The sequence below is a fragment of the Elusimicrobiaceae bacterium genome (genome assembly GCA_028700325.1).
Lineage (GTDB): Bacteria > Elusimicrobiota > Elusimicrobia > Elusimicrobiales > Elusimicrobiaceae > JAQVSV01.
Genome location: JAQVSV010000117.1, coordinates 1 through 3,927 on the forward strand (window position 1 = coordinate 1; position 3,927 = coordinate 3,927).

At 57.9% G+C, this 3,927-nt stretch carries 5 protein-coding genes; all 5 read left to right on the plus strand.

Annotated elements, in window-relative coordinates:
• The first annotated feature begins 281 nt into the window (after window positions 1-281).
• On the plus strand, window positions 282-755 hold the full coding sequence (locus PHW69_09920) for a tetratricopeptide repeat protein (protein MDD4005499.1): 474 nt from the start codon (window positions 282-284) through the stop codon (window positions 753-755).
• Window positions 743-1,018, plus strand: a complete 276-nt coding sequence (locus PHW69_09925) for a MoaD/ThiS family protein (GenBank protein MDD4005500.1) — start codon at window positions 743-745, stop codon at window positions 1,016-1,018. The genes PHW69_09920 and PHW69_09925 overlap by 13 nt, the downstream gene beginning before the upstream one ends.
• Entirely contained in the window at window positions 1,019-1,837 is an 819-nt protein-coding gene (gene thiF / locus PHW69_09930; GenBank protein ID MDD4005501.1) for a sulfur carrier protein ThiS adenylyltransferase ThiF, read from the plus strand. It begins immediately after the preceding gene.
• A 29-nt stretch (window positions 1,838-1,866) separates the two neighbouring features.
• The gene (locus tag PHW69_09935; protein MDD4005502.1) at window positions 1,867-3,018 is read left to right on the plus strand and encodes a hypothetical protein; all 1,152 of its coding nucleotides are present in this window, start codon (window positions 1,867-1,869) and stop codon (window positions 3,016-3,018) included.
• 18 nt (window positions 3,019-3,036) lie between these two features.
• On the plus strand, window positions 3,037-3,927 hold an 891-nt coding region (locus PHW69_09940; GenBank protein MDD4005503.1), incomplete at its 3' end, for an ATP-grasp domain-containing protein.

The window sequence follows — 3,927 nt, forward strand, 5'->3', positions numbered from 1 at the left end:
ATTGCGCTTGGTGTCGGCTTTGTCACGTATCTCATAGGGCTTTCGTTTGCGCTGGGCGCGTTTGCGGCAGGACTGGTTCTCAGTGAATCAGACCACGGACATCAGGCACTTGGCGACATAATACCCCTGCGTGACCTTTTCGGGCTGTTGTTCTTTGCGTCGGTCGGCATGCTGCTTGATCCCCGCTTCGTCCTGGACCACATCCGGGAGGTATTGATCCTTGTTGTAAGTGGTTTGGCCTCTCGCTGCGCGGCACGGAGCAGGAAAAATATATTCTTTATGTGTTTGACAAAGCGCTTGCCGCCGCCGGGCCCACGCCGCTGTTTTCGAACAAAAGCGCGGACGTGCTTGACGTGTATATCCTGACCGCCGCGGAACTGAATGCCCGCGGCGACCCCGTTACCGCCGAAAAAATTTTACGGCAGGTGTACCGGTACAGGCCGGATTCCCCGTGGCTGCTGCTGGAGCTTTCCTATATCGAAGCGCGCAAAGGCGATACCGCCGGCGCGCTTGAACTGCTCGACCGCGCAAGGCGGCGCTCCGCGCCGCAGGGCGCGTCCGAAGCATACGCGAGAACGGGCGATATTTATTTCAATACCGGCGCATACGCGCGAGCCGGAGAAATGTATCGCAGGGCGCTGGAACTCAATCCCGTACAGCAGCTTGCGCTGGACGGGCAGGCCGCATTGCGGGCCATGAAAACCGGGCCGGGCGGAACAGGGGATAATGAGGGAGAGGGGTTATGGCATCAATAATACTTCAGTTTCAGGGCACGATACGGCTCAAAGCCGGAACCGACAGCATCAGCGTGTCCGGCGGCACCGTGAAAGCGGCGCTGCAGGATGCGGCGGCGCGGCTGCCGGCGGAATTTGCCGAAGAGCTTTACCGGAACGGCAAAATCAAAACCCATTTCATTTTCATTCACAATGGTGAAATGCTCAACGCGTCCGCCATAGGAAAACGCAGGATTTCCGACGGCGACATCGTGCGGCTGTTCGCGCCCGTCGGCGGCGGTTAGATGAAAATAACCGTGAACGAAAAAACCGTCACGCTTCAAGCCGGCATAACGGCGGAGGCGGCAAGGGCGCGGTTCCGTCCAGGAGCGGACCTCGTTATTCTCAACGGCGTGCCGCTGCGCTCCGCGCGTGATCAGATGCTCTCCGAAGGCGACCGCCTGGTTCTTATAACCCGCGGCGCCACGCCGCCGGCGCGCGAATTCGAAACGATGCTGGCGGCCCGGCACGGCGCAGGAGTGTACGCCAAACTTAAAAAATGCGCCGTGGGCATAGCGGGCGCGGGCGGGATCGGTTCGCATGCCGCCATGAGCCTTGCCAGAATGGGAGTGGGAAAGCTGGTGCTAGCCGATTACGACGTGGTGGAGCCGTCCAATCTCAACCGTCAGAGCTACTGTGTCAGCCAGCTGGGGATGCCTAAAGTTTCCGCTCTGGCTCATAATATTGAACAGGCCAATCCCTATGTAAAAGTTAAAACCGTCCGCAGGCGGCTTGATTCCGGCAACACGGCGCGTATTTTTGCGGGCGTGGATGTTTTTATTGAGGCGCTCGATTTGCCCGAGGAAAAAACGAGAGCGGTCGTGGCGTTTGCGAAAGTCTATCCCTCCGTGCCGGTTATAATGGTTTCGGGCATCGCCGGGTGCGGCCCGGCTGGCGAAATGAAAACGACACGCGCGGGAAAGAACCTTTATATAGTAGGAGATCTGGAAAGCGGCGTTTGTCCGGGCGCAGGGCTTATGGCCGCGCGGGTACTGATTGCGGCCGGCATGCAGGCGAACCTTGCCGCGCGGCTGTTGCTGGGGCTTGAAAAGCCACTGGCGTAAATTGCTGAATGGTGTTAATATATACATAAATGAAGAAGTTTATCTTTTCAGTTGCCGCGTCAGTTTATCCGTTTTTATGCGGAGGTTGTGCCGCCATGTCGCGCGGGACCACTCTGCCGTGGCTTGAAGTGATGCACGAAACGGGCAATGATTATTGTGTGCGGTTTAATATCAAAACGGTGCCCGCGTCGGCTTTGAAACGTGTGCGGGAAGGTAATTTCTGCGTGGAAAGCTGCTGCTGGGTTTATTCCAACGAGCCAACCGCTTTTGTGATTGATTTCAACAAAGGCGCGGAACGCGAACTGGCGGCTTACGGTTCCGCGCCGGTCTATGATCCGGCGCTGGTGACGGTGGAGGTGTCGCGCCCGATGCTTACGGGTTTGGTGTCGGCGCGGGTGCAGCCTTCGGTGATCGCGCGGGACGGCACGGTTGTGCTGCACGCCACCAGGGTTATGGGCGGCAGACAGGCCGTCAATGACGTGGAGGGATCCGACGATGCCGAAAGCTATGAAGGCGGCTATGCCGGGGAAGACGATACCCCTGCCGCAGAACCTGACGTGAAAGAAGACTATTTCACAAAGCGCAAACATTCAAGCTCGGACGTTCCGATATCGAAAGCCAGCCCGGTGGATCCCGATTCCATTCCTAAACTGAAACCGCTTTTCAGGAAAAAAGGTTCTGTTTTCGAGAATATGGAGAAGCTGGTTGAGGAATCCGGAGTGCAGGATCCAGTTTCCGCGAAAAACGCGCAAAAGACCAGCGGATTCCGGCCCGTTTCACAGATTGTTTCCAATTCCGGGAAAAACACGGCGCCGCCGACCGCCACGCAGAGCATACCGGCCCCTCCCGCCCCGGCGGATGATGTAAAACCCGGATACTCCAAATCTGCGGTGGTGAAATTCGCGCAAAAGCGCATTGAGCCGCTGGTAAAGCTGGAGTTTGACAACGCCGCCAAAACCGCCGTGCAGAACGGTCTGCTTTACAAGGCGGGCAAGGTAGGCTGGACGGTGAAGGCCGAGTCCGAAACCAAATACCGGCTGTTCTGCAATTTTTACGCCGATATGGGCAAATCTCCCGACAAGCTGGATCGGCGCATGTACCCCTGCGGGACCTGGCTTGTGGATATGCCGTCGAAGCAGGTTTCCCCGCTTGACGAGCGGGCAAAAAACATCTGGCAGTAACCGTACACGGAGGCCCCGATGTGCATTGTGTTTCTGTCGCCCAATTTTCCGCCTAACTACGGCAATTTCTGTCTTCGCCTTAAAGAAGAGGGCGCGCGGGTCTGCGGGATAGGCGACTGCGATTTCTCCGTCCTGCCGCCCGAGCTCAGGGCCGCGCTTGACTGGTACTGCCAGGTGGACTCCCTTTACAATTACAATGACGTGCGCGACGCGTTCGCCTATCTTGAATACCGGTTCGGGCCGGTGGCCCGGGTTGAATCGCTCAACGAAGCATGGCTGGAAACGGAAGCCCGCCTGCGCACCGATTTCAAGATTGCGGGCTGCGGCTCGGACGGTATTTTGCAGGTGCGCCGGAAATCGCTGATGAAGGAAGTTTTCGCGGCGGCGGGTATTGATTCGGCGCGGTGGGAAATAGCGCGCTCGGTGGAGTCGGCGCTGGCGTTTGCCGGGCGGGTTGGCTATCCGGTTATCATCAAGCCTGACGCCGGAGTCGGCGCTGATGATACTCACAAATTGAACACCGCTGGCGAGATCCGCGATTTTCACGGGTTCCGCAGCGGCAGGGAATACATTATAGAAGAGTTTGTGCGGGGCGGCATTGTAACGTTTGACGGGCTGGCCGGCGCGTCCGGCGAGCCGGTGTTTTATACCTCACACGTCTACCAGCAGGCACCGATGGATGCCCTGCACGGACAGCAGGACGTGTTTTATTACTGTGTGCGCGAGGTGCCGCCTGATATTTGCCGGGCGGGCCTGAAACTGCTTGAAGGGTTCGGTATCACGAACGGTTTTTTCCACTTCGAGTTTTTCCGGCGTGAGGACGGGGGGTTGAGCGCCATGGAAATAAACGCTCGTCCGCCCGGCGGAATGACCCTTGATATGTTCAACTACAGCGCGGATATGGACTGC

Excerpts from the sequence above, each read along its gene's own strand:
- thiF (MDD4005501.1), top strand. The coding sequence starts at position 1,019 with ATGAAAATAACCGTGAACGAAAAAACCGTCACGCTTCAAGCCGGCATA.
- PHW69_09925 (MDD4005500.1), top strand. The coding sequence starts at position 743 with ATGGCATCAATAATACTTCAGTTTCAGGGCACGATACGGCTCAAAGCC.
- PHW69_09935 (MDD4005502.1), top strand. The coding sequence starts at position 1,867 with ATGAAGAAGTTTATCTTTTCAGTTGCCGCGTCAGTTTATCCGTTTTTA.